The organism is Stenotrophomonas sp. STEN225 (assembly GCF_056756445.1).
In genome coordinates, this window is sequence record NZ_JBRRBV010000014.1 from 40,932 (window position 1) to 63,308 (window position 22,377).

19 protein-coding genes and 1 tRNA gene are annotated in these 22,377 nt (G+C 65.6%); 16 read left to right on the forward strand and 4 right to left on the reverse strand.

Features of this window, described 5'->3' with window-relative positions:
- Positions 1-82: 82 nt before the first annotated feature.
- The gene (thiS, locus tag ACVOJ1_RS14085) at positions 83-283 is read right to left on the reverse strand and encodes a sulfur carrier protein ThiS (protein WP_053517056.1); all 201 of its coding nucleotides are present in this window, start codon (positions 281-283) and stop codon (positions 83-85) included.
- A 240-nt stretch (positions 284-523) separates the two neighbouring features.
- Here thiS and ACVOJ1_RS14090 point away from each other — a divergent pair, with 240 nt between their 5' ends.
- The 14 genes from ACVOJ1_RS14090 to ACVOJ1_RS14155 all read left to right on the forward strand — a co-directional run bounded on the left by ACVOJ1_RS14090 (position 524) and on the right by ACVOJ1_RS14155 (position 15,514).
- Entirely contained in the window at positions 524-2,326 is a 1,803-nt protein-coding gene (locus ACVOJ1_RS14090) for an autotransporter outer membrane beta-barrel domain-containing protein (RefSeq protein ID WP_180875532.1), read from the forward strand.
- A gap of 128 nt (positions 2,327-2,454) precedes the next feature.
- Positions 2,455-2,528, forward strand: a tRNA-Gly gene (locus ACVOJ1_RS14095).
- Between the two features lie 218 nt (positions 2,529-2,746).
- Positions 2,747-3,193, forward strand: a complete 447-nt coding sequence (locus ACVOJ1_RS14100) for a hypothetical protein (RefSeq protein ID WP_065181652.1) — start codon at positions 2,747-2,749, stop codon at positions 3,191-3,193.
- A gap of 142 nt (positions 3,194-3,335) precedes the next feature.
- Positions 3,336-4,214, forward strand: a complete 879-nt coding sequence (rimK, locus tag ACVOJ1_RS14105; protein WP_340045007.1) for a 30S ribosomal protein S6--L-glutamate ligase — start codon at positions 3,336-3,338, stop codon at positions 4,212-4,214.
- Positions 4,215-4,467: 253 nt separating this feature from the next.
- Positions 4,468-4,944: a hypothetical protein gene (locus tag ACVOJ1_RS14110; protein ID WP_263175474.1), complete on the forward strand. Its 477-nt coding sequence runs from the start codon at positions 4,468-4,470 to the stop codon at positions 4,942-4,944.
- Between the two features lie 89 nt (positions 4,945-5,033).
- Complete coding sequence (locus tag ACVOJ1_RS14115) at positions 5,034-5,507, forward strand: hypothetical protein (RefSeq protein WP_065175768.1); 474 nt, start codon at positions 5,034-5,036, stop codon at positions 5,505-5,507.
- 8 nt (positions 5,508-5,515) lie between these two features.
- Positions 5,516-6,193: a response regulator transcription factor gene (locus tag ACVOJ1_RS14120; protein WP_053517044.1), complete on the forward strand. Its 678-nt coding sequence runs from the start codon at positions 5,516-5,518 to the stop codon at positions 6,191-6,193.
- Positions 6,194-6,197: 4 nt separating this feature from the next.
- Complete coding sequence (locus ACVOJ1_RS14125; RefSeq protein ID WP_277381039.1) at positions 6,198-7,526, forward strand: sensor histidine kinase; 1,329 nt, start codon at positions 6,198-6,200, stop codon at positions 7,524-7,526.
- A gap of 257 nt (positions 7,527-7,783) precedes the next feature.
- Positions 7,784-8,167, forward strand: coding sequence for a hypothetical protein (locus ACVOJ1_RS14130; protein WP_346480558.1), 384 nt, complete (start codon positions 7,784-7,786; stop codon positions 8,165-8,167).
- Between the two features lie 120 nt (positions 8,168-8,287).
- A complete protein-coding gene (locus ACVOJ1_RS14135) occupies positions 8,288-10,900 on the forward strand; it encodes a type VI secretion system Vgr family protein (protein ID WP_346480559.1) in 2,613 nt (870 codons plus the stop codon).
- 91 nt (positions 10,901-10,991) lie between these two features.
- The gene (locus ACVOJ1_RS14140) at positions 10,992-11,705 is read left to right on the forward strand and encodes a DUF4123 domain-containing protein (RefSeq protein WP_180875503.1); all 714 of its coding nucleotides are present in this window, start codon (positions 10,992-10,994) and stop codon (positions 11,703-11,705) included.
- A 165-nt stretch (positions 11,706-11,870) separates the two neighbouring features.
- Entirely contained in the window at positions 11,871-12,494 is a 624-nt protein-coding gene (locus tag ACVOJ1_RS14145) for a DUF3304 domain-containing protein (protein ID WP_346480560.1), read from the forward strand.
- The gene (locus ACVOJ1_RS14150; RefSeq protein WP_346480561.1) at positions 12,494-14,659 is read left to right on the forward strand and encodes a T6SS phospholipase effector Tle1-like catalytic domain-containing protein; all 2,166 of its coding nucleotides are present in this window, start codon (positions 12,494-12,496) and stop codon (positions 14,657-14,659) included. The genes ACVOJ1_RS14145 and ACVOJ1_RS14150 overlap by 1 nt, the downstream gene beginning before the upstream one ends.
- 468 nt (positions 14,660-15,127) lie before the next feature.
- Positions 15,128-15,514: a hypothetical protein gene (locus tag ACVOJ1_RS14155; protein ID WP_065181646.1), complete on the forward strand. Its 387-nt coding sequence runs from the start codon at positions 15,128-15,130 to the stop codon at positions 15,512-15,514.
- An 85-nt stretch (positions 15,515-15,599) separates the two neighbouring features.
- On the opposite strand, the gene coaE is transcribed toward ACVOJ1_RS14155, so the two are convergent.
- From coaE to ACVOJ1_RS14170, 3 genes are read right to left on the reverse strand one after another with little or no spacing between them, the layout of a single operon-like run.
- Positions 15,600-16,211 carry a dephospho-CoA kinase gene (coaE, locus tag ACVOJ1_RS14160; RefSeq protein WP_065175777.1) on the reverse strand — a complete coding sequence of 204 codons (612 nt, stop codon included), beginning with the start codon at positions 16,209-16,211 and terminating at the stop codon, positions 15,600-15,602.
- Between the two features lie 10 nt (positions 16,212-16,221).
- Complete coding sequence (locus tag ACVOJ1_RS14165; RefSeq protein WP_053517036.1) at positions 16,222-17,085, reverse strand: prepilin peptidase; 864 nt, start codon at positions 17,083-17,085, stop codon at positions 16,222-16,224.
- 6 nt (positions 17,086-17,091) lie between these two features.
- Positions 17,092-18,351: a type II secretion system F family protein gene (locus ACVOJ1_RS14170; protein WP_346480562.1), complete on the reverse strand. Its 1,260-nt coding sequence runs from the start codon at positions 18,349-18,351 to the stop codon at positions 17,092-17,094.
- 361 nt (positions 18,352-18,712) lie between these two features.
- Here ACVOJ1_RS14170 and ACVOJ1_RS14175 point away from each other — a divergent pair, with 361 nt between their 5' ends.
- Positions 18,713-19,168: a pilin gene (locus ACVOJ1_RS14175; protein ID WP_197571760.1), complete on the forward strand. Its 456-nt coding sequence runs from the start codon at positions 18,713-18,715 to the stop codon at positions 19,166-19,168.
- A gap of 159 nt (positions 19,169-19,327) precedes the next feature.
- Positions 19,328-22,375 carry a fused MFS/spermidine synthase gene (locus ACVOJ1_RS14180; protein ID WP_346480563.1) on the forward strand — a complete coding sequence of 1,016 codons (3,048 nt, stop codon included), beginning with the start codon at positions 19,328-19,330 and terminating at the stop codon, positions 22,373-22,375.
- Positions 22,376-22,377 lie beyond the last annotated feature (2 nt).

The window sequence follows — 22,377 nt, forward strand, 5'->3', positions numbered from 1 at the left end:
CGTCACTTCGATGCCGCCGGGAGGCAGGTGCAGGGGCAGCGCCGGGCCATGCCCGGCGAGCGCGCAGCGTGGGCGTCGTGCCTCAACCCCCACCCAGGGCGTGCACGATCTCCACCACGTCACCTTCGGCAAGGCGGTGCTCGCCATGGCGGCTGCGGCTGACGATCTCGCCATTGACCTCGACCGCCACCCGGCGCTGCAGCAGCTGCTCGGCCTCGAGCAGGTCATGGAGGGTTGCCGAAGCGTGCAGGGTGCGGGGTTCGCCGTTGAGCTGGATGTTCATGGCGGCATTGTCGCGTATGGCCCGTCAGGACGGAAACCATCCGTTCCTCCGCACGGCGCCCGCATCGGCGCAGCCTGCGATTGGCGGGCTGCGCGGCAATTCATGCGGCGGCGCAGCGTGAGCAATCGTCGGTGCGGTGAAACCATTCACCGTGCGCCGGCGTACGCACGCCGGATCCTCAATGACGTCCCCACAGGAGTTCTTTACATGCTGCTCAGCAAACGCCCGATCCGCTCCCTGATGGCGGCCGCGATCGCACTGGCCGCGGTTCCGGCCATGGCAGGCGAATCCCCTTACTCGCACGCGGTGTTCTTCGGCGACAGCCTGACCGACGCGGGCTATTTCCGGCCGCTGCTGCCCCCGGCAACACAGCAGGTCACCGGCCAGTTCACCACCAATCCGGGCTGGGTCTGGTCGCAGCAGGTCGCCAACTACTACGGCCTGAACGGTACGCCCAACGGCAACGGCCAGAACGGCGACAACTATGCCGCCGGCGGTGCGCGCGTGTCGGTGGAGGTCACTGGTGCCCTGGGGCCCATTCCGTCGCTGAAGACGCAACTCACCCGCTACCTGGCCGCAAATGGCGGCAAAGCCGATGCCAACGCGCTGTACACCGTCTGGGGCGGCGCCAACGACCTGTTCGCGGCCGCTGCGGCGCCGGCACAGGCGCAGGCCATCATCGGCGCGGCCGTCACCGACCAGATCGCCCTGGTCGGCGCGCTGAAGCAGGCGGGCGCCCAGTACGTGCTGGTGCCGAACCTGCCCAACGTCGGCCTGACGCCGTCCTTCCGTGGCCCCAATGCCGCCGCCGCCACCGCGCTGTCGGCCGGCTACAACAACGCCCTGTATGGCGGGCTGAAGCAGGCGGGCATCGAATTCATCCCGTTGGATACCTTCACGGTGCTCAGTGAAGTGGCCGCCAATCCGGCCATGTACGGTTTCACCAACGTCACCAGCACGGCCTGCACCATCGACCCGGCCAATTCGACGCAGAGCATCATCGGCTGCAACCCGACGTCCTACGTCAGCCCGGATGCCGCGAAGACCTACCTGTTCGCCGACGGCGTGCATCCGACCACGGCAGGCCATGCACTGCTGGGCCAGTACGCGGTATCCGTGCTGGAAGGCCCGCGCCTGCAGCAGGTGCTCAGCCATTCGGCGCAGACCATCGGCCGTTCGCGCGCCGACCAGGTCGGCATGCATCTGGGCGGTCGTCCGGCTGACGGCCTGTCGTGGTGGGGCGGTGTGCGCGGCGACATGCAGCGTTATGACCACGCCGATCTCTACGACGGCCTGGCGCCGGCCGGCCTGTTCGGTGTCGACTGGTCGCGTGACGGCATGGTCTTTGGCGGCTTCGGTGGCTATGGACGCATGGATGCCGATTTCGGCAACAGCCGCGGCGATTTCACCCAGTCCGACACCACGCTGGGCCTGTTCGCTGGCTGGTACGGCGAGCGTGCCTGGGTCAACGGGCAGGTCAGCTACAGCTGGCTCGACTACGACGTGACCCGCAAGGTGCAGCTGGGTCCGGCCACCCGTGAGCATGGCGGTTCGGCAGATGGCAGCAATCTCACCGCCGCCATCAATGCGGGGTACGAGTTCGGCACCGAGGGCGGCTTCCGCCACGGTCCGGTGGCTGCCGTGATCTGGCAGAAGGTGAAGATCGACGGCTATACGGAGAGCGCCGACGCCGGCACGCTGGCCACTGCGCTGGGTTACAACAACCAGGAGCTGGACTCCACTGTCGGTCGCATCGGCTGGCAGGCGCGCTTCGATGGCGGCACCTTCAAGCCCTACGTGCAGGCCACCTACGACCACGAGTTCGAAGACACCAAGCAGGCCAGCGCCTGGCTGCAGTCCCTGCCGGAGCTGGGCAGCTACCGCGTGCCGGGCCTGAAGTTCGACAAGGATTACGCCACCGTGGTGCTGGGCGCCCGCACGGAGCTGTTCGGGCTGCAGAGCAACATCGGCCTGAGCACCTCCACCGCGCAGAAGCGTGCACGTGACGCGACGCTGTTTGCCAGCTTCAGCGGCAGTTTCTGACGAACGCACCTTCCCAGGCCCCGCAAGGGCCTGGGAAGGCTGCATGGCAGCGTCGGGCCATGCCCGGCGCATGCGGTGGCCACCATTGCGCAACACCGGCCCGACCGCATAGACTTTCACCACGCGACGCGGGCGTAGCTCAATGGTAGAGCTGTAGCTTCCCAAGCTACTGACGTGGGTTCGATTCCCATCGCCCGCTCCATCTTCCGCAACGATGCGTGTGTTTTCCGGATCGGCCGCGAACCTGGATGTTTCCCCTTTTGCATCTTTCTGTGCCTGCCGGCTCTGTGAGTCGGTGAAGCGTGGGCGCTTCCCGTGCTTGCCGATGGTCTGGCGGGGCGATAAGCCGGTAAAGTGCGGCAACATTCAAGCCAGTGGCAGGGGGGGGGAATGCGGAATCGGATTCTTGCGGTTGCGTTGATGGGTATTGCGGCGGCATGCACGCCGACCGAAGAAGATGCAAGAAAGCAGAAGGTCGAGGCTGATCGGGCCATAGCGGAGGCGGGGGTCCGTCGGGCGCTGAAGGATCCTGACTCGGCAAAGATCGTCATCCGTCAGGCGTTTGCGATGTTCGACGGTACGATTGTCTGCGGGATGGTCAACGCGAAGAACAGCTTCGGCGGCTACACGGGCGACCGCGCGTTCATGATCAACGTCAATGCGGATGGCAGTACCGGTGCGCCCTCCGTTGCGCAGGACGACGTCAGCAGCGCGGTATCCGTGGAAATGTGCGATTTCCAGCGGGACTATGCCGCACAGCCTGGCCACGTCGGCAAGGCGGTCACGCCGGAGCAGTCCAGAGAGCTTTTGGCGGCCTACACCAAGAGGGTGCGGGAGGTCGTTGCACGGATCAATACGGGCCGATAAAACGCGGCAGCCGCAGCCCGACGGCATCGGTGTCGGGCTGTTGCTGGCTGGACTGTGGCCCCCTGTCCCGGCAACCGCGGGGCATCATCCGCCCGCCACACGGCCGCGCTATGCTGCGCGCCTGCCGACCGATCCCGCCGCGATGAAGCTCGCCATCCTGTCCCGCAACAGCTCCCTGTATTCCACCCGCCGGCTGGTCGAGGCGGGGCGTGCGCGCGGCCACACGGTGCGCATCCTCGATCCGCTGCGCTGCTACATGCGCATCGCTGCCGACGGATTCTCGATGCACTACAAAGGGCGGCCGATGACCGGTGTGGACATGGTCATTCCGCGCATCGGTGCGTCGATCACGCGATATGGCACTGCGGTCCTGCGCCAGTTCGAGCTGATGGGCGCGCGTACGCCCAATCCGTCCGACGCGATCCTGCGCTCGCGCGACAAGCTGCGCGCGCATCAGCTGCTGGCGGCCAAAGGCATCGACATGCCGGTCACGGTGTTCGGCGACAACCCCGATGACACCGTCGATCTGCTGTCGATGCTGGGGCCGCCGCCGCATGTGGTGAAGCTCAACGAGGGAACGCAGGGGCGCGGCGTGATCCTGACCGAAAAGGCCAGTGCCTCGCGCGGGATCGTCGAGGCGCTGCGTGGCCTGTATGCCAACTTCCTCATGCAGGAGTTCATCGGAGAAGCCAAGGGGGCCGATCTGCGCTGTTTCGTGGTCGGCGACCAGGTGGTGGCCTCGATGCAGCGGCAGGCGCCTGAAGGCGACTTTCGTTCCAACCTGCACGCCGGCGGCACCGCCGTGGCGGCCAAGGCCAGCCGCGCCGAACAGCAGGTCGCGGTGCGCTCGGCCAAGGCTCTGGGGTTGTCGGTCTGCGGCGTCGACCTGATCCGCTCGCAGCGGGGCCCGCTGGTGCTGGAGGTCAACTCGACCCCGGGCCTGGAAGGTATCGAGGCAGCCTGCGGGGTGGACGTGGCCATGCGCATCATCGAGCACGTCGAGAAGCTGAAAAAAACCTGATTTTTCAGTAAGTTGAGATTCTCTTTGGGCGGCGAGACGCTGCTTTAACATGCCTTTAATCGGTGCGGGCGTAGGCTTCAGCGAACCGCAGCTCTGCCTCTCAGCAGGATCGGTATCGGGATACGACTTCAGGCCCAGGCGGGTGCACCGCCTGGGCCTTTTTTATGCGCGTCCGTAGGCCACGCGCCACTTGTGGCGACCCAGGGGCGCTCGTAGAGTTGGGCCTTCGTTCCGATGGACCGGGAGGTAGGCGATGTACCGCATCACGATGATCGCGTTGTTGCTGTGCCTGTCGGGCGCTGCTGTCGCCAAGACAGAGAAGAGCGCCCTGCAGATGGATCGCCAGGCTCCGGTTGCCGGCCAGGTCCAACAGGTCGAGAAGGCGCTGCAGGCGCCGGAGTACGCCGAACTGAGCGCCGATGACCGCAGCCAGATCCAGCAGGCGCTGGCCCGCATCACCCAGCGCATGGGGGACCGGCAGCGGGTCGATGAGCTGCCGCCGCAGGTACAGGCGCAGGTGTTCAACGACCAGGAGCGGGTCAACCAGCTGCTCGCCCGCGCGCACGACGACAGCCGCCAGGTCTGCACCTACCAGCGCACCACCGGCAGCAACATGCCCAAGGGCCGTTGCCTCACTGTCGCCGAACGTCGCCGCATCGAAGAAAAGGGCAAGGCGCTGATCAATGACCAGCGCACGTTCAACAATCTCAACCCTGCCAGCAACCGCTAGGCCGTCCGCCGCCCCCACGCGTGGCACTTGCTGGCGTGAAGGTGGTGCGAATACAGTCGGCTCTCAACTCAGACAAGGATCCGTTTGCCATGAAGTCCCTCCTTTTGCCTGCGCTCCTGTTCTCCGGATTGGCCTTGGCCGCCACCGCCTCCGCATCCAAGCAGGGCGGCGAGGTCTTTGCCTCCGGCAAGCCGCTGCAGCAGCAGCTCGAGCGCATCGAAGTCGAACTTAACGACGGCGAGACCTACAGCGAACTGACGATGGCCGACCGCAGCCGGGTCCGCGAAGCGCTGGTGCGCCTGCGCGCTGCCGTGGAGCAGTACCCGAACCGGGATCTGATGCCTGAACGGGTACGAACCGATGTCATCAACGACCAGCAGGTCGTGAACACGGTTTTGACACAGTCACGTGAAGATAGTCGTCTAATATGCCAACGTGAGAAAGCCACGGGTTCGAACCGGCACACGACGCAGTGCATGACTGTCGCCGAGCGCGCCCGGCAGAAGGACAAGGCACAGCGTGATATGGGCCAGGCCCAGCGCGTCGGAAAATTCGTCAACTAGAGGTGACAGTGAGAATCCTGGTAATCGAAGACAACAGCGACATTGCGGCCAATCTGGGCGACTACCTCGAGGACCGGGGCCACACCGTGGACTTCGCCGCCGATGGCGTGACCGGACTGCATCTGGCCGTAGTGCACGAGTTCGACGCGATCGTGCTGGATCTCAACCTGCCGGGCATGGACGGAATCGAGGTCTGCCGCAAGCTTCGCAACGAAGCGCGCAAGCAGACCCCGGTGCTGATGCTGACCGCTCGCGACTCGCTGGACAACAAGCTGGCGGGTTTTGATTCGGGTGCGGACGACTACCTGATCAAGCCGTTCGCGCTGCAGGAAGTGGAAGTGCGTTTGAACGCTCTGTCCCGCCGTGGCAAGGGGGTGCAGACCCGCGTGCTGGAAACCGGCGACCTGGAGTACAACCTGGACACCCTGGAAGTGCGCCGCCAGGGCAAGCTGCTGCAGCTCAACCCGACCGCGCTGAAAATCCTGCAGGCGCTGATGGAAGCGGCGCCGGCCGTGGTCACCCGCCAGGAACTGGAAACCCGCGTGTGGGGCGAGGAACTGCCCGACTCGGATTCGCTGCGCGTCCATATCCACGGTCTGCGTGCCGTGGTCGACAAGCCGTTCGAAGTGCCGCTGATCCAGACCCGCCATGGCATCGGATACCGCATCGCCACCCCGGAAAGCTGATCCCGTGGCAACCAAGGGGGAGCGCCGGCGCACGCCGTATCGGCGCCGCCTGCGCAGTCGAATCATCGTGTCATTCGTGTTGTTGGGCTTCTGCCTGACAACACTGTTCGCGTTCGCCACCAACTGGGCCCGGATTCGGGTGGAGAACCAGCTGGTCGAGGATGTGATCAACCACAACATTGAAGAATACGCCCGTCGCTTCTACGAGCACCCCGGACGCAATCCGGCCGTGCCGGTACAGCAGATCCGCGCGTATGCCTATTCGGCGGACAAGTTCGACAAGGCGCGTGAGTCCTGGCCGCAATGGGCTGACCTGCAGACCGGCAACTACAACCTCAGCGGGACCGACGAACAGGGGCAGCCGTACGCCTACAAGCTTGCCGTGCGCAAAGCCGACGATGCGTGGTTCTTCCTGGCCTATGACATGACCGACAGCATGCGCGGCAGCAAGCAGCTCAACCGCGCACTGGTGCTGTCGGTGCTGGTGTTCAGCCTGCTGTCGCTGGTGCTGGGCTGGTGGTCGGCCTCAAAGGTGATGAAGCCGGTATCGGACCTGGCGGCCCGCCTGCGCGCCTACCGGGGCGGCACCAGCGAGCCTGAGCCGCTGGCGCCGCGCTTCCCCGACGACGAAGTGGGCCAGCTGGCCCAGGCGCTGGACGACTACTCCTCGCGATTGACCGAAGTGGTGCAGCGCGACCGGGAATTCAATGCGGACGTCAGCCACGAACTGCGCACGCCGCTGGCGGTGATCCGCGGCGCCACCGAGCTGCTGCTGACCCGTCCCGGCCTGGATGAAAAGGTGCTGCAGCGCCTGCAGCGCATCCAGCGTGCCGAGCAGCAGTGCAGTGATCTGATCGGCGCTTTGCTGCTGCTGTCGCGGAACGAGCGGGGGCAGGGCACCAGCAATGTTGCCCGCGTGGCCGAGCAGCTGCTGGACGCGCACCGCGCGCAGCTGGGTGGCAAGCCCCTTGAACTGGCACTGGAGGGCGAGCGCAACCTGGTGATCGACGCGCCCGAGGCCGCGCTTTCGGTGGCCCTGGGCAACCTCATCGGCAACGCGGTGAAGTACTCGCAGGATGGCGAAGTGCGCGTGCACGTAGGGTCCAACTCGGTCTCGGTCACCGACAGTGGTCCGGGCCTGAGCGAGGAAGATGCGGCCAAGCTGTTCCAGCGCGGTTACCGCGGTACGCACGCGGGCCACTCGCAGGGCGGCGGCATCGGCCTGTCGATCGTCAGCCGCCTCTGCGACCTGTACGGCTGGCAGGTCAGCGTGCGGCCCGGGGGCGAGCGCGGCGTGATCGCAACGCTGACGTTCTCGCCCAGGCCGCTGTAGCAGATCCTTCGCTTGCCAAGCGTGCCGGCACCACGGGGAATCCTCTTCCAGGGCGCCGCTGTCGCAAACAGCATGAACGCGTCTGTCGCGTAGGGCTGGGTACCAGCTGCGCGCACGTCCTGCGGCGTCCGCTGCGTGTCCGATCTCACGGTTCCGGGTAGTCATAGGGCAGTTGACGCTTTTACCTCCTGATTGCCGGACGTGCAGATGGCCAAGATGTCAGCCCGCGCACTCTGCCGGCTGCCAGGAGCATCGCCATGTCGCATCGCATCCGTTACCCCAACCTGCATCAACTGGTCGGTGACTCGATCAGCCAGTTGTCTCCGGACGTCGCCCAGCGCGTCGAGGACGTACTGTCCCGCTGCGACGGCCAGATGCCGGCCCAGCAGACGCCAATCGAGGCCGGCGGCGTCAGCGCCGACGCAGTGCAGCCTGCCGATCTCAGGCGCGCCGTCGAAGGTCTTAGCACCCTGACCCGGGTGATGTATGCCGCGCACATCGCGCGCACGCGGGGCGGCCAGCAGAACGTGCTGCCACCGGGCGCGATGGAAGGCCTGATTCTGGCCGCGCGGGAACTGACGTGTCACGTGCAGCAGCAGCTGCAGGCCGAGAGAATCAGGGGGACAGCCACATTGCAGTGATGGCGGGGGACGCCGCAACGACGATTCTGCAACGCCGGGCACGTGCCCGGCGGGTCAGCTCGCGGCCAGCGCCAGGCGCAGCAAACGTCATCGCAGGTCATGCCTGCCGAGGGAGCTGTCATGCATCATCGATCATCATCATTCACTGCCGCATGCGAGGCGTCTTCGCGTGTCCATCGGTTCTGCGGGCCGACCGCCACGCGGCTGATTGTCGAGCGATGGCATGGGCACGAGTCGTTGTCTGGGGAGTTGCGCTGCCAGATCGACCTGTTGGGTGACGAACACGAACAGGATCTGGACGACTGGTTGACGCGGCCCGCAAGCATCACCACCCGCCTTCCGGAAGGAGGAGAGGTCGTCCGCGTCGGACTGATCCGCAGCGTTGAACGTGTGGCCTGTGTTGGCAGTCTGGTGCGTTACCGCGTCCATCTGGCGGACTGGACAGCCTGGCTGCACGACAGTCGCCACAGTCGAGTATTCCAGGATGAGGACGTCGCCAGCATCATCGATACCGTGCTTTCGGAACACGCACCCCTTGCACACTGGTGCTGGCACGCTGGCAGCCCGAGTACGCTGGACCGGCGGTGCCGGGGGTATCGGGTGCAGTATCGCCAGTCGGACATGGCGTTCCTGCAGCAGCTGATGGCCGAGGAAGGACTGGGCTGGTGCATTCGAGCACGGCCTGAGGCGCCGGGTGGACATACGCTGATGATCATTGGCGACAGTACGCAATGCAGCGTCCTCCCGGGTCTTCGGCGGGTGCACCGGACGCAGCGGGTGGTGGACAGCCCGGGCATCGCGTTCCTGCATGAGTCCCGCAGGGTGGTGCCAACCCGAATGACACGCGTGACGGACAATGACGATGCGTTCCGTGTGATATCGGCAAGCCTGCCCGTGCGTGACGCGGCGGATGGTCCTTTGGAAGACTACTCGCCAGCACGCCACGCGGCGTGGCAGACCACACGTGAAGCACTGGCCGAGGTGATGCGGGAGGCTGAAGCGGCACTGTGCGACCAACGGCGCTGGACGGGCGAGGGGACCGAGCCGGACTTCGAGCCGGGCGAGGCATTCGAGGTGCTGCCGGTGCCGGGTCAGAGAGCGGCGCCCGCGCTGTTGCTTACGGCAGTGAACCATGCCGGAGTCAATCTGCTGCCGTCGGTGGCCGAACTACAGCAGGACCTGCCGGCCTGCACGCTGCCCGATACCGTGCCCGCAGCACGCGCGCAGGCACTGGGGTACGCAAACCGGTTCCAGGCCATCCCGCTTGAGCAGCGGTGGCGACGTCGGTTGGAGGACCCGGACTATCGTCCCACCGCGCCTGGACCACAGTTGGCCACCGTAGTGGGCGGCGATGACGGCGCACCGTTGCACATGGACAGCGCAGGACGCATCCGTGTGCGGTTTGGCTTCGCCACCGATGGCAGGGCGGAAAGTGGATGGCTGCGTGTCGCCCAGCGCTTCGCCGGTCCTGGCGTTGGCAGCCAGTTCCTGCCGCGCGTGGGTCAGGAGGTAGTGGTGGACTTCATCAACGGAGACATCCGCAGGCCCCTCGTGGTCGGTGCGCTCTACAACGGTCGCGGGGAATCGCGTCCGGATGCCTTGGCACTGGCCAGTGATGCGGCCACCAGCGCCCAGAACAATCTGGCCGGAGGTCAGGCGCCACGTTGGCATGCCGCTGGCGCCGGCGAATGCGCCCAGCGCAACGCGGGTGCAATCTGGGGCATCAGTTCCCAGAGCTGGGACGGCCAGGGGGGCAGCAGCCTCGAATTCGATGACAGCGACAACCAGCTGCAGGTCAGGCTGGGTACCACCCAGCGCCACAGTTCCCTCAGTTTGGGCCAGTTGCGTCACCAGCAGCACAACTTTCGCGGCAGCCTGCGCGGAAACGGATACGAGCTGCGTAGCGACGCATGGGGATCGGTACGTGCCACGGCAGGTCTGTGGCTGGACAGCACGGCGCGAACTTCCAGTGATCCCGCGGGTCTGCGGATGGCACCGGTTGCGCTGCTGCGGCAGACCCTGGTGCTGGGACAGACGTTTGATGACGCAGCGCGGCGGCACCAGACGATACGACTGCGCGGTTGTGTCCGGCAGGCCAGCGGCTCATCGGTGTTGCAGGTTCTGGCCGACAGCGTGGCAGCGTCGCGTAGCATCAGCACCGCCGGTGAGCAGGTCCCCGCCACACGGTCGCCCGTGCTGGGCCTGTCGGCACCGACTGGCATCTGCCAGGTGGCCGGTCAGGCGTTTCAGATGGGAGTTCGGGACTGCACGCTGTTGGCCAGTGGCGGCAGCTCCGCGGCCATCGTCGTCGGCCATGCCCGCTGGCAGGGACGCCAGGCCATCGGTGTATTGGCCGGTGCGGCGCACCGCGCGGATCAGACGGGTTTGAGCGTAGTGGCCGGCGAACAACAGCTTGACCTGCAGGCCCAGGCCGACGCGGTGCTTCTGCAGTCACGGGCCCGTCTGCGGGCGACAAGCGGCCAAGGCGAGGTGCAGCTGGCGGCCGGTCGCGCCCTGCGCATCGCCACTGCGGAGGGTGCCGCGATCACGCTGACTGATGGACATCTGCGGGTGACGTGCCCGGGTACGCTGACCTTCAGGGCGGGCCGGCGGACCTTCGTCGGTCCGGCGCAGGAACTGTTTCCCCTGCCGCAGTTCCCGCAGACGATCTGTGTGGAGTGCCTGCAGAAGGCGATGCAGGCCGGATTGCCATGGTCCTTGAAGAATGGTTGAGCCTGCCTGGATTGACCCATGGCAGCACACCGGGCTGCCGTGGCAGGGCACTGACGAAGAGACGGCAAACGCCCTGCCTGCACATGTTCTAGTGGACAGGGCATTCGCGCCGACTGCCTGCGAATCGCTGCACGCGCTGTCAGCCAGCATCCAGCCACTGTTCAAGCATCGCTACGCGGGCGAGGGCCTGGACCGCTTGTCGCCCTGCCTGCTCACCCTTCCCGATGATGCCCGCGCACGCGAGCGGTGCTGGCAGGCGCTGTTGGGCCTGAGCCTTGGTGCGCCAATGCTGTCTGTCCTGCGTACTACAGCCGAACCGGGGGCGCTGATCCACCACCTGCGACGCATCTGGGAAGCCGAGTCCAGCGTGGGAGAGCCCTGGCTGCTGCGTTGGGCTGACGGGAGAGCGGCAGCCGTCCTGCTTGAAGCGTTGGATGGAGATCAACGCAGACGTGTGCTGGCCGGACTGCAGGACTGGTATCTGCCCACCCGTACAGGAGGCTGGATGCGCGTGGCAGGCGCCGGGGGACCACTGTTCGCTATCGATGCCAGCCCCTTGATGTTCACCGCCGTACAGGAAGCGGCACTACGCCGGCAGAGCCAGGCCGATGCCATCGCCCGCTTCGTGCTGCAGCGGCCATCACTGCGACCGGACGACATGATGCCTTCACATGTACATCGTTGTGCGGAAGTCGTGCTTGCGCGCTTGGCGCGGCGCGGTATCGACCATCTGGCGCTGGCACACCGGATGACGGTCAAGGCCGTTACCGCGTGGGATGCGCGCTCTGCTGGAGAGGACGCATGAGCCCTCGATCAGGATGGAGGGTGCTGCTGTCTGCGGTTGTGCGCCGTTGCGTGCCTACGGTGGGGGGCGCATGAAGTGCGGCTCATTCCCGGCGAGTCTGGTGGATGGTGCGGACTGCGAGCAGATCATACCTTGCTGTGCGGCCATAACCTGGGACCCAATTGAATGACACCCCCTGATCAAATAAAGGTCGTGAGGAAATTGTTGACGAGGCTCGCCCTGATCGGTCTTGCACTGCTGGCCCTGGCAGGTGTCGTGCTCAAGTTCATGGACTTCAGCATCGGGCCGACGCCTCCGGATCCCACGAAGCCAGTAATTATTGAGCCTGATACTGGCCACGACATCACCGGTGCTCCTGCAGAAATGCATTTGAAAATTGGTATCGCCAACTACTCGGATGAAGGGCTGGGTGCTGTTTTCATTAATGATGCGTGGGGTGGAGGTATTCAGCCGAAGGCCAGCAGTAACGGGCGCACGTGTTGTGTGACGCTTCCTCGTCTTTGGCATCCGGGCCTGAAGGTCAGCGTGGCTTATCGAACAAGCAGCATGTTCCTGAAAGATCCGAGTGGCTACGTGGAAAAGGACGTTCCTGTGCCGCGCTATGCCCCATTTTTGGATGGCTTCATCTATTTCATGTACTTCCCGGATGACCAGGTGCGGGTGGTGGCCACTCCCTACTCCCCAGGATATCCGGGCTTCGCTTACGACCTCGACTTCGGCGACGGACATGGTGATCCAGAAAGGATCAGGAAATTTCTGGAAGCCACTGCAGGCGAGGAGGCGAAATAGTGAGGGTAAGGGTATCTACTACGACGACAGAGCATCCGACGCGACTGAGCTCCGTTGAAGCGGCGCGATACGCAGCCTCATTGTCGGAATCTGGATCCGACTGCGGTGTGGACGTGTCAGTAGGCTGCTTCTTTGATGGGACGCGTAACCACAGGCTGGCCTCCAAGAGACGCGGGGACAAGAGTGACAGCAACGTGTCGCGGCTATTCGATGTCTATGATGCTGACCAATTGCGCCGTGAGGGGCAACGTAGAAAAAAGTTCTCCAGCTACATCCAAGGCGTAGGCACGGAAGCGCTGAAGGAAGTCGGCGACACCGGCACCGGATGGCACGCCCGAGCCGGGGCGGCAGCAGGCTGGGGTGGCGAGGGCCGGGTGAACTGGATGCTGATGCAGGTCCAGGACCACCTCCTCGATCATTTCACAGGTATTACCGTCACCAAAGCAATGGGCTTCGACTCCACCGTTCCCGTCGCGCGGAAGATGAGTGCCGATCTCCGCCTGAGCCTTCAGGACGTGGAGCGCTTGGCTCAGGCAGCACGAATGCCGCTGTCCAACTATCTGGCTGTCAACCAAGGCGAGAAGGAGCTCGATCTGCGCAACTCGCTCAGTGGCGGCTTCTGGAACATGGTCGGTGCGCTGCAGCGGGTGCGTGGTACCCATCTGACCCGAGCCGATCACGCGGCGCGCCGGGCGGTATTGCAGGAGCGACGGGCCTTCCTGGCGAAGAAGGTGGCCCCGTTCCAGGCCCAGAATCCACGCGTGGACCGCATCCGCCTGTCGATCTTCGGCTTCTCGCGGGGCGCGGCAGAGGCACGCGTATTCTGCAACTGGCTGGGTGATGCCTGCGATCCGGGGCGGGGTCCCCTGCGCCTGTGTGGCATTCCCGTGCAGATCGATTTCATGGGCCTGTTCGATACGGTCGCTTCGGTGGGTGCCGCGCAGAGCTTCTTTGAATCGGTGTTCGACGGCCACGGCGGCTGGGCGGCAGCCGAAGACCTGCGCATTCCCGCTGATGTACGTCGCTGCGTGCACATGGTGGCCGCACATGAAGTACGCGGTTCATTCCCGGTGGACCTGGTGGATGGCACGAACTGCGAACAGATCATCTACCCTGGGGTGCATTCGGACGTAGGTGGTGGGTATGCGCCGGGCGAACAGGGGCGTTCGCCGAATGACGCAGACAAGCTCTCGCAGATTCCGCTGTGCGACATGTACAGGCACGCCTTGGCGGCAGGTGTGCCACTGTTGCCTATCGCAAAGGCACGCGTGGAGTTGCAGCGCCAGTTCGAGGTCTCTCCCGCCTTGCGCCAGCACTACAACGCCTATCTGCAGACGATGGCGCCATTCCTGCCGGGCACGAATCCCGCGTCCAAGGCCAATCGCACGGCGGTGCTGATGTACGCGCACTATCGCCAGTACCTGTTGTGGCGGCGCCAGCATCTGGATGATTTCGCCAGCCTGCCCGCCTTCCAGAGGGCGTCGGCACAGGACCGTGCGGATCTGCGCGGCGGAAACACCGAGCTGGCAATGGAAGTGAGGGGGATGCGCTACAACAACGCGACACAGCGCATCCGTAATGCACCGGTAAGCACGCCGCACCACGGCATGCTCGCGTTGCCGCCCCACAAGAGCATTCCGGCAACGGACTTCGTGCAGGCGACGCTGCGCGGCCAGAAGGAGCAGCAATGGCTGGATGGTCATATCGAGCAGATATGGGCGTCGCGGCAGGTGCCACCGGAACCCGTGGCGACGTTTCTGGATGGCTACGTGCACGACTCGCGGGCCTGGTTCAAGCCGTTCGGCCTGGACGATGACGAGTGGCTGCACGTGCAGCAGCGCGAACGTGATACCTATCGGCAGCGGATGCAGGAGTTGGACGCGATGGAGCGGGCCCATCGGCAGGAGCGGGAGCGCATGCAACGGGCTGGGCAACTGTTCCAGCCGCGGGTTCCGTTGGCGATGTCGGTGCAGGAGCTGGAGGAACTGACGGCATGGCGCAAGCACCCCGAGAATTATGACGACGCCCTGCAGCTGACGGGGCGCGAGTACTACTGGCAGTGGGGCTACCTGCGCTGGCGCACCTGCTATCTCAACCCGCCCGGTGTGGCCGTTGCGGAAGCGGCATTGCGCAGGGGGCGTGCTGTGGAAGATGCGGCGGCCTAGATGATCAGGCAGTGTGTGCTCGGCCTGACGGATGCTCCGCGTCGCGCGGGTTGTCGCAACCGGCGCGCACGGTGCGGCGCTATCACTTCATCAGCAAGGCCCATCACGACAAGTGCGTGATGCGTGCCGCGCCCTCGGCGTGCACCACTGCGCGAATCGCTACAGCCACCCGTAGCTTGGCAATCCCCTTACAGAAAAGCGCTTCGCTGGATGGCGTGATGGCGGGGCCGGGGCGGGTGCCCCGGCCGGGATTGGCGTCCTGAAAAAGACCGACATTCAGCAATCCATCGGTGGGCGAAGGTCCATCGTGGAAAATGCACCGCATGCCTAGTCAACGGCGGGCGGTGCGTGGGGATTCATCAGAATCCGCTGGAGCTTCTTTGCTGAATGTTGGTCTCCGGTACGCCAACCCGCACCGTCCGCCACCTTGCATCTGCAGGTGGCCTGCCGTCTGCGAGGAGCCTCACCATGTCCGCACGTCCGTTGTTTCCCCATCTCTGCGCCCTGATCGGCGAATCTGCCGACCGGCTTCCTGCCGATGCTGCCGAGCGGCTCGAAGCCCTGCTGGATGACCCCCAGGACCTGCTTCCCGCCTTGCTGGCCCGCATGGATGGTCGCGACGGCGCTGATGGCAGACGGCTGGACGTAGAGGGTCTCAGTCCGGTACAGGTCGCAACCCAGGCCGGACTCGGTCGTACGTTGGCGGGTCTGGACGTGCTGGTTCAGGTGCTGCACGCCGCCGCAGCCGCGCGTGAGCAGGGGGGCGTCCATCAGCAGCTCAGTCCGGATGTGGTCGATGGCCTGTTGCTGGGCGCCCGTGAACTGGTCCGCCACGCCCGCCAGCAGGTGGAGTAGGTCACGCTGATGATCCTGGCAGAGCCGGGCTCGCGCTCGGCTCACCGCGCAGCGCAGCCAGGAAGCCGGGCACGTGCCCGGTGGGTCAGCTCCCGGCCAGCGCCAGATAGCGCTGGTGCAGCGCCTCCACCTGCGCCTGCAGGTCGTCCGGCTGCCCATCGTTGACCACCACGTCATCGGCCAGTGCCCGGCGCTGCGCGCGGCTGGCCTGGGCGGCGATCATCTGGTCGGCCAGGGCGGCGTCGATGCCATCGCGCTGCATCAGCCGGGCGTGCTGTACGGCTTCCGGTGCATCCACCAGCAGTATCCGGTCCAGCCATGGATAGGCCTGGCGGCCGCCCACCTCGGTCAGCAGCGGAATCGCAGCAATGGCGTACGGGCTCGGCGCCTGCGTGCACTGCTGCTGCATCAACAGGCGGATGGCGGGGTGGGTGATGGCTTCCAGTGCCGTCCGTTCGGCCGGGTCAGCGAAGACATGGGTGCGCAGGCGCGCCCGGTCCAGGCTGCCATCTGCCAGCAGCATGTCCGTGCCGAACCGGTCGGCAATGCGGGCCAGTGCCGGGCTGCCGGTGGCCACCACCGCGCGGGCGGCCAGATCGGCGTCGGCCACCACGATGCCCAGCGCCTCGAAGCGCCGCGTCACTTCGCTCTTGCCGGCCGCGATGCCGCCGGTCAGGCCGACCACGTAGCGGCTCACGGCGGCGCCCTCAGCGCAGGCCGCTCAGGGCCAGGTAGCGCTCCACCAGCGGTTCGCCCCACATGAAGAACAACCAGCCGGCGATGGCCAGGTACGGGCCGAACGGAATCGGCGTGGCGCGATCGCGTCCGCGGCTGTAGAGCCAGATCGAACCGACGATGGCGCCGATCACCGAGGACAGCAGGATGATCGGCAGGATGCCCTTCAGGCCGCACCAGGCGCCGAGCGCCGCCAGCAGCTTGAAGTCACCATGGCCCATGCCCTCCTTGCCGGTCAGCTGCTTGAACAGCCACCAGACCGTCCACAGCGACAGATAGCCCACGGCCGCGCCGACCAGGGCCGGCTTGGCGGGCATGTACAGATTGTCGATGCTGCCGATCAGGCCCAGCCACATCAGGGGCAGGGTCAGCTGGTCGGGCAGCAGCTGGGTGCGCAGGTCGATGCCGGACAGCGCGATCAGGAAACAGGTCAGCACGATGGCGCCGAAGCCCTGCCAGCCGAAGCCGAACTGCCACACGCAGGCCAGCACCAGCAGGGCGGTCATCGCTTCCACCAGCGGGTACTGCAGCGAGATCGGCGCCTTGCAGTGGCGGCATTTGCCCCCCTGGATCAGCCAGCTGAACAGCGGGATGTTCTCGTACCAGGACAGCTTGTGCTTGCAATGCGGGCAGTGCGACGGCTCGACCACGATGCCCGGCGGCGGCGGCTCGTAGAAGTCCGGTTCCTCCAGCACTTCGCGCGCATCGCGCTTCCACTGCCATTCCAGCCGCTTGGGCAGGCGCAGGATGACAACATTGAGGAAACTGCCCAGCAGCAGTCCCAGTCCGGCCGCGGCGGGGTAGCCGAGGCCGGGGTGCTGGTCGAGAAAAGCCATGTATTTTTATCCGACGACGGCGCCCAGTTTGAAGATCGGCAGGTACATCGCAATGACCAAGCCGCCGACAATGGTACCAATGAACACCATGATCATCGGTTCCAGCAGGCTGCTCAAGGCATCCACGGCGTTGTTGACCTCCTGCTCGTAGTATTCGGCGACCTTGAACAGCATGGTGTCAAGGGCGCCGGCCTCCTCGCCGATGCCGGTCATCTGGATCACCATGTGCGGGAACAGGTTCAGCTGTTTCATCGCCATGTTGACCGGATAGCCGACCGAAACGTCGTCGCGCATGCGCAGCACCGCCTCGCCGTAGACCTTGTTGCCGGTGGCGCCGGCGACGATGCCCAGGGCCTCCACCAGCGGCACGCCGGCCTTGAAGGTCACCGCTGTGGTGCGGGAGAAGCGGGCGATCGCACTGTTGTGCATGATCTGGCCGATGACCGGCACCTTCAGGATCAGCCGGTCGACGGTGTGCTGCATCTTCTCCGATCGCCGGTAGGTCATGGCGATCGCCACCACCGCGCCGATGGCGACGATGGCGATCAGCCACCACCACGACACCATGAACCGTGACAGGTTCACCACCATCTGGGTGAATGCCGGCAGGTCGGCACCGAAGCTCTGGAAGACTTCCTCGAACTGCGGGACCACCCAGACCAGCAGGATCGTGCTGACCAGGAACGCCACCACCAGCACCATGGCCGGGTAGAACAGCGCCTTCTTGATCTTGCCCTTCAGTGCCTCGAGGTTCTCCTTGTAGGAGGCGATGGTGTCCAGCACGGTCTCCAGCACGCCGGCGCTTTCGCCGGCCCGTACCAGGTTGCGGTAGAGCTCATCGAACTGCACCGGATGCTTGCTGATGGCCTCGTACAGCGACGAGCCGCCCTCGATGTCGGTGCGGATCGTGTCCACCATCTTCTTCATGCGCGGGTTCTTGTGCCCGCTGCCGATGATCTCCAGCGCCGACACGATCGGCACGCCGGACTTCATCATCGTGGCCATCTGCCGGCTGAAGAACGCGATGTCCTTCGGCGAGACCGGCCTGCCAGCCGCACCGAACAGCGGCTTCGGCTTGGGCTTGACCTGGCCCGGGCTGATGCCCTGTTTGCGCAGTTCGGCGCGCAGCATATTGGCGTTCTTCGCCAGCTGCTCACCCTTCATCTTTATGCCCCGCTTGTCGGTCCCCTCCCAGACAAACGGCTGCAGCTCCATCGTGGCGCGGGCCACGGGCTCCTTCTTGATCGCACTGCGACTCACAGACATGTTGGCTCCCCAGGCCCGCCATCCCCAGGCGGGCATCCTGAGCGGCGATGGTAGCTGGTTCAGACCCGTCCGGGGAGCCTGCCGGCGTGACGGCGTGCAGGGTTTTCGACGCGTCGAGGCGGAAGGTGACGCGCTGCGTCACATTGCCGCGTCCATCGCAGATTCGGCGCAGGGGGGTTCCCATCCGCGAAATAGCTGCCATCATTGGCGCGGGGAAATCGGGGGAGGCGTGGCCATGGGAGATTGGCACGCAACCTGCGTTGATCCACCCGCGGGGACGGGCAGCCTGCTCATCCGGTCATCTGGCCGGCCGGTTGCCGCACCCGGAAAATCAACCACCACTACTTGGGGACGTACCACCATGAAGAACCAGAAGGGCTTCACCCTGATCGAACTGATGATCGTCGTTGCGATCATCGCCATCCTGGCCGCCATCGCGCTGCCGGCTTACTCGAACTACACCAAGAAGGCCAAGGTTTCGGAAGTGATCCTTGCGGCTTCTTCGCTGCGTACCGACGTGTCGGAATACGTGGCCAGCAACAATGCCCTGCCGCCGGCCACCTGGGAGCCGGATTTCCAGGAGACCAAGTACGTCAAGTCGGTCACCTGGGACGGCACCGAGATCGTTGCGACTGCCCAGGCTATCGGTGACACCAACATTGACGGCAAGACCATCACCCTGACTCCGGATGGCACCAAGGTGGCCAGCGGCGTCGTGCCGGCCTGGACCTGCGCTGGCAGCATCGACACCAAGTTCCGCCCGGGTTCGTGCCAGGGCGCTCCTGCTGCTGGCGGTAACGGTGGCGGCGGCGAGTAATCAGCGCTTGCTGATCGCAGTATGAGAACGGGGAGCCCAGGCTCCCCGTTTTCGTTTCAGCGCTCCGGGTTGACCGGATCGCGTCTGGTCACACGCTTGCATTGAGTCCGCGAAGTTTGTTCTTCTGTTGAAATCGACCGTGCGACTGGGGAGTTCGCAATGCGCCGTCCTTCATTCAGCCATGGCCCATGGCTGCTTCTGATCTTCGTGCTCTCCGGCTTCGCCGGGCTGATCTACCAGTCCATCTGGACGCAGTACCTGGGGCTGTTCCTGGGGCATTCCTCGCACGCGCAATCGCTGGTGCTGATCCTGTTCATGGGCGGCATGGCGCTGGGGGCGTGGCTGGTCAGCCGCCGCAGCGCGCTGCTGCGCCGGCCGCTGCTGGCCTACGCGGTCATCGAGCTGGTGATCGGGGTGCTGGGCATCGGTTTCGACGGGCTGTTCCAGGGCGTGACCGGCTGGGCATACACCCACCTCATGCCGGGCATGGAGGGGACCTCGTCCACGGCGCTGCGCTGGGCGCTGGCCACGGCCCTGGTGCTGCCGCAATGCATCCTGCTGGGCGCGACCTTCCCGCTGATGAGTGCGGGCTACATGCGCCTGCAGCCCGGATCGCAGGGTGAGGTGCTGGCCGGGCTCTATTTCTCCAACAGCCTGGGCGCGGCCGCCGGTGCCCTGGTGGCCACCTACGCGCTGCTGCCGGCGGTAGGACTGCCGGGCACCGTCCTCAGTGCCGGCCTGCTCAACATCGTGGTGGCCATCCTGATCTATCCGCTGGCCCGCGACGGCAGCGCGCCTGCGGTAGTGACCTCCGCCGCGCCGGCTGCCGGCGGCGTACGACCGGAGACCGCAGTGCCGGTGCGCCTGGTGCTGCTGGTCGCAGCGGCGACCGGCGCGTCATCCTTCGTCTACGAAATCACCTGGGTGCGCATGCTGTCGCTCGCACTCGGCACCACGCTGCATTCGTTCGAGCTGATGCTGGCGGCGTTCATCCTCGGCATCGCCTTCGGCGGCCTGTGGCTGCGCCGCCGCGCCGACCGGATGCCGTCGCCCCTGCGCGTGGCAGGCTGGGTGCAGGTGTGGATGGGGCTGGCGGCGCTGGCCTCGATGTTCGTCTATGCGCAGGCCTTCGATTGGGTCGGCTGGCTGATGCGGGTCATCGTGCGCAGTGCGGATGGTTACGTGCTGTACAACCTGGCCAGTGCCGCCATTGCCGGCCTGGTGATGTTCCCGGCGGCGTTCTTCGCCGGCATGACGCTGCCGCTGCTGACCCTGGCGCTGCTGCGCGCCGGGCAGGGCGAGCGCGCGATCGGCCAGGCCTATGCGTTCAATACGCTCGGCGCGATCGTCGGTGTGCTGGCGGCCATCCATCTGCTGATGCCGCTGCTGGGGCTGAAGTACGCGCTGCTGGTCGCGGCGGTGATCGACATCGTGCTGGGCCTGGTGCTGCTGCAGCGCCTTCGGCTTGCGGCTCCGGGCCGTCTGCGCTCGCCCCTGTGGCAGGCTGGCGCGCTGGGTGTCGCTGGCGTAGTGGCGGCCGTCGTGCTGGTCCGCTTCGATCCGCTGGTGCTGAATTCGTCGGTGTACCGCCATGGCACGGCCCGTCTGGCGGATACCGCCACGATGCTGTTCTCGCGCGATGGGCAGACGGCCACCGTGGCGGTCTATGAAAGCACCCAGCCGATCGGCCGCATGCGTGCCATCGCCACCAACGGCAAAGTGGATGCAGGCATGGCCGTGTCGATGGCACAGGCACCCACCAGCGACGAATCGACCATGATCCTGCTGGCGGCTCTGCCGTTGGCGCTGCGCGATGATTACCAGCGCGTCGGTGTGATCGGTTTCGGATCCGGGCTCAGCACGCACACGCTGTTGGGCGACCAGCGCGTCGGGCGCGTGGAAACGGTGGAGATCGAGCCGGCCATGGTGGAGGGCGCGCGTCTGTTCGGCGAGCGTGTCGAGCGCGCCTTCAACGATCCGCGCTCGCACGTGGTGATCGACGATGCGAAGTCCTATTTCGCCGCCAGTCCGCGCAAGTACGATCTGATCATTTCCGAGCCGTCCAATCCCTGGGTGGGTGGAACGGCGGCGCTGTTCAGCGACGAGTTCTATGCGTTCGTGCCACAGCAGCTCAACGAAGGTGGCGTGTTCGTGCAGTGGCTGCAGCTGTATGAGATCACCCCCGAACTGGTCAGCTCGGTACTGGCGGGGCTGCTGGAACAGTTCTCCGATGTGCGCGCTTACCTGGCCAATCGTGGCGACCTGATCCTGGTGGCGACGCCGAAGGGCACGTTGCCGCCGATGAAGGGCAGCCTGTTCCAGCAGCCGCAGCTGCGCGGGGAACTGGCGCGGATCGGCGTGCATTCCGTGGCCGATCTGGAGAACGCCCTGTCCATGGATGACGCAGCGCTGCGCGCCTTCGTTCCTCTGTATCCGGCCGCGCGCAATTCCGATTACTTCCCGACCTTGAAGTTGAATGCCCCGGTAGCACGTTTCCAGGGGGCGTTCACCCGTGATTTCCAGCAGGTGATGACGGCCCCCTGGCGGATCGTCAGTGCGCCGCCAACGGGGCAGGTGACGGGTGCTGCGGCGGGTCTGCCGCAACCGGCGTCCAGCCGGGATGACAAACGTCCGACCGCACGGGCCGTGGCAGCTTTCCTGCAGGGCGAGGTGCCCACGGATGCGGCGGATGCCGATTGGATGAGTGCGCAGGCGCTGCGTGGGCTGGCAGCGCGCTGCGAACTGGACGGATCTCCGATGGAAACCACCCGGCTGCTGTTCGTGCTGGCCGGAGAAACGATCCCGTTCCTGCCGGCAGCGCAGCGGGCGGCCCTCTGGGCGCAGCGCGACTGGATGGACTGCACCCCGGCAGATCCCGTCGTGTCCGCCAGCCTTGCCCTGGTTGCCGCCGCGGCCACCGACGACCACCACGCTGTACTCACGGAAGGCCGGCGATTGTTGGGCAGCGAGCATGCGCCGATGCTGCTGGCCGACCCTGCCACCGGCTATTATCTGTTCGGTGCAATGCAGCACGCTGCGCGGCAGCTGGGGGATACCACGGCGTCGCGGCAACTGACGGACCAGTACTGGAAGGCGCTCGCGCCCGATGCGCGAGGAAACGGACCACTGCGTTTGCTGAGCTACCTGGCCGCTATGGGCCGGCAACCCGTTTCTGAAACTGAATTCCGGCCGTCAGGGCACGAGTAACG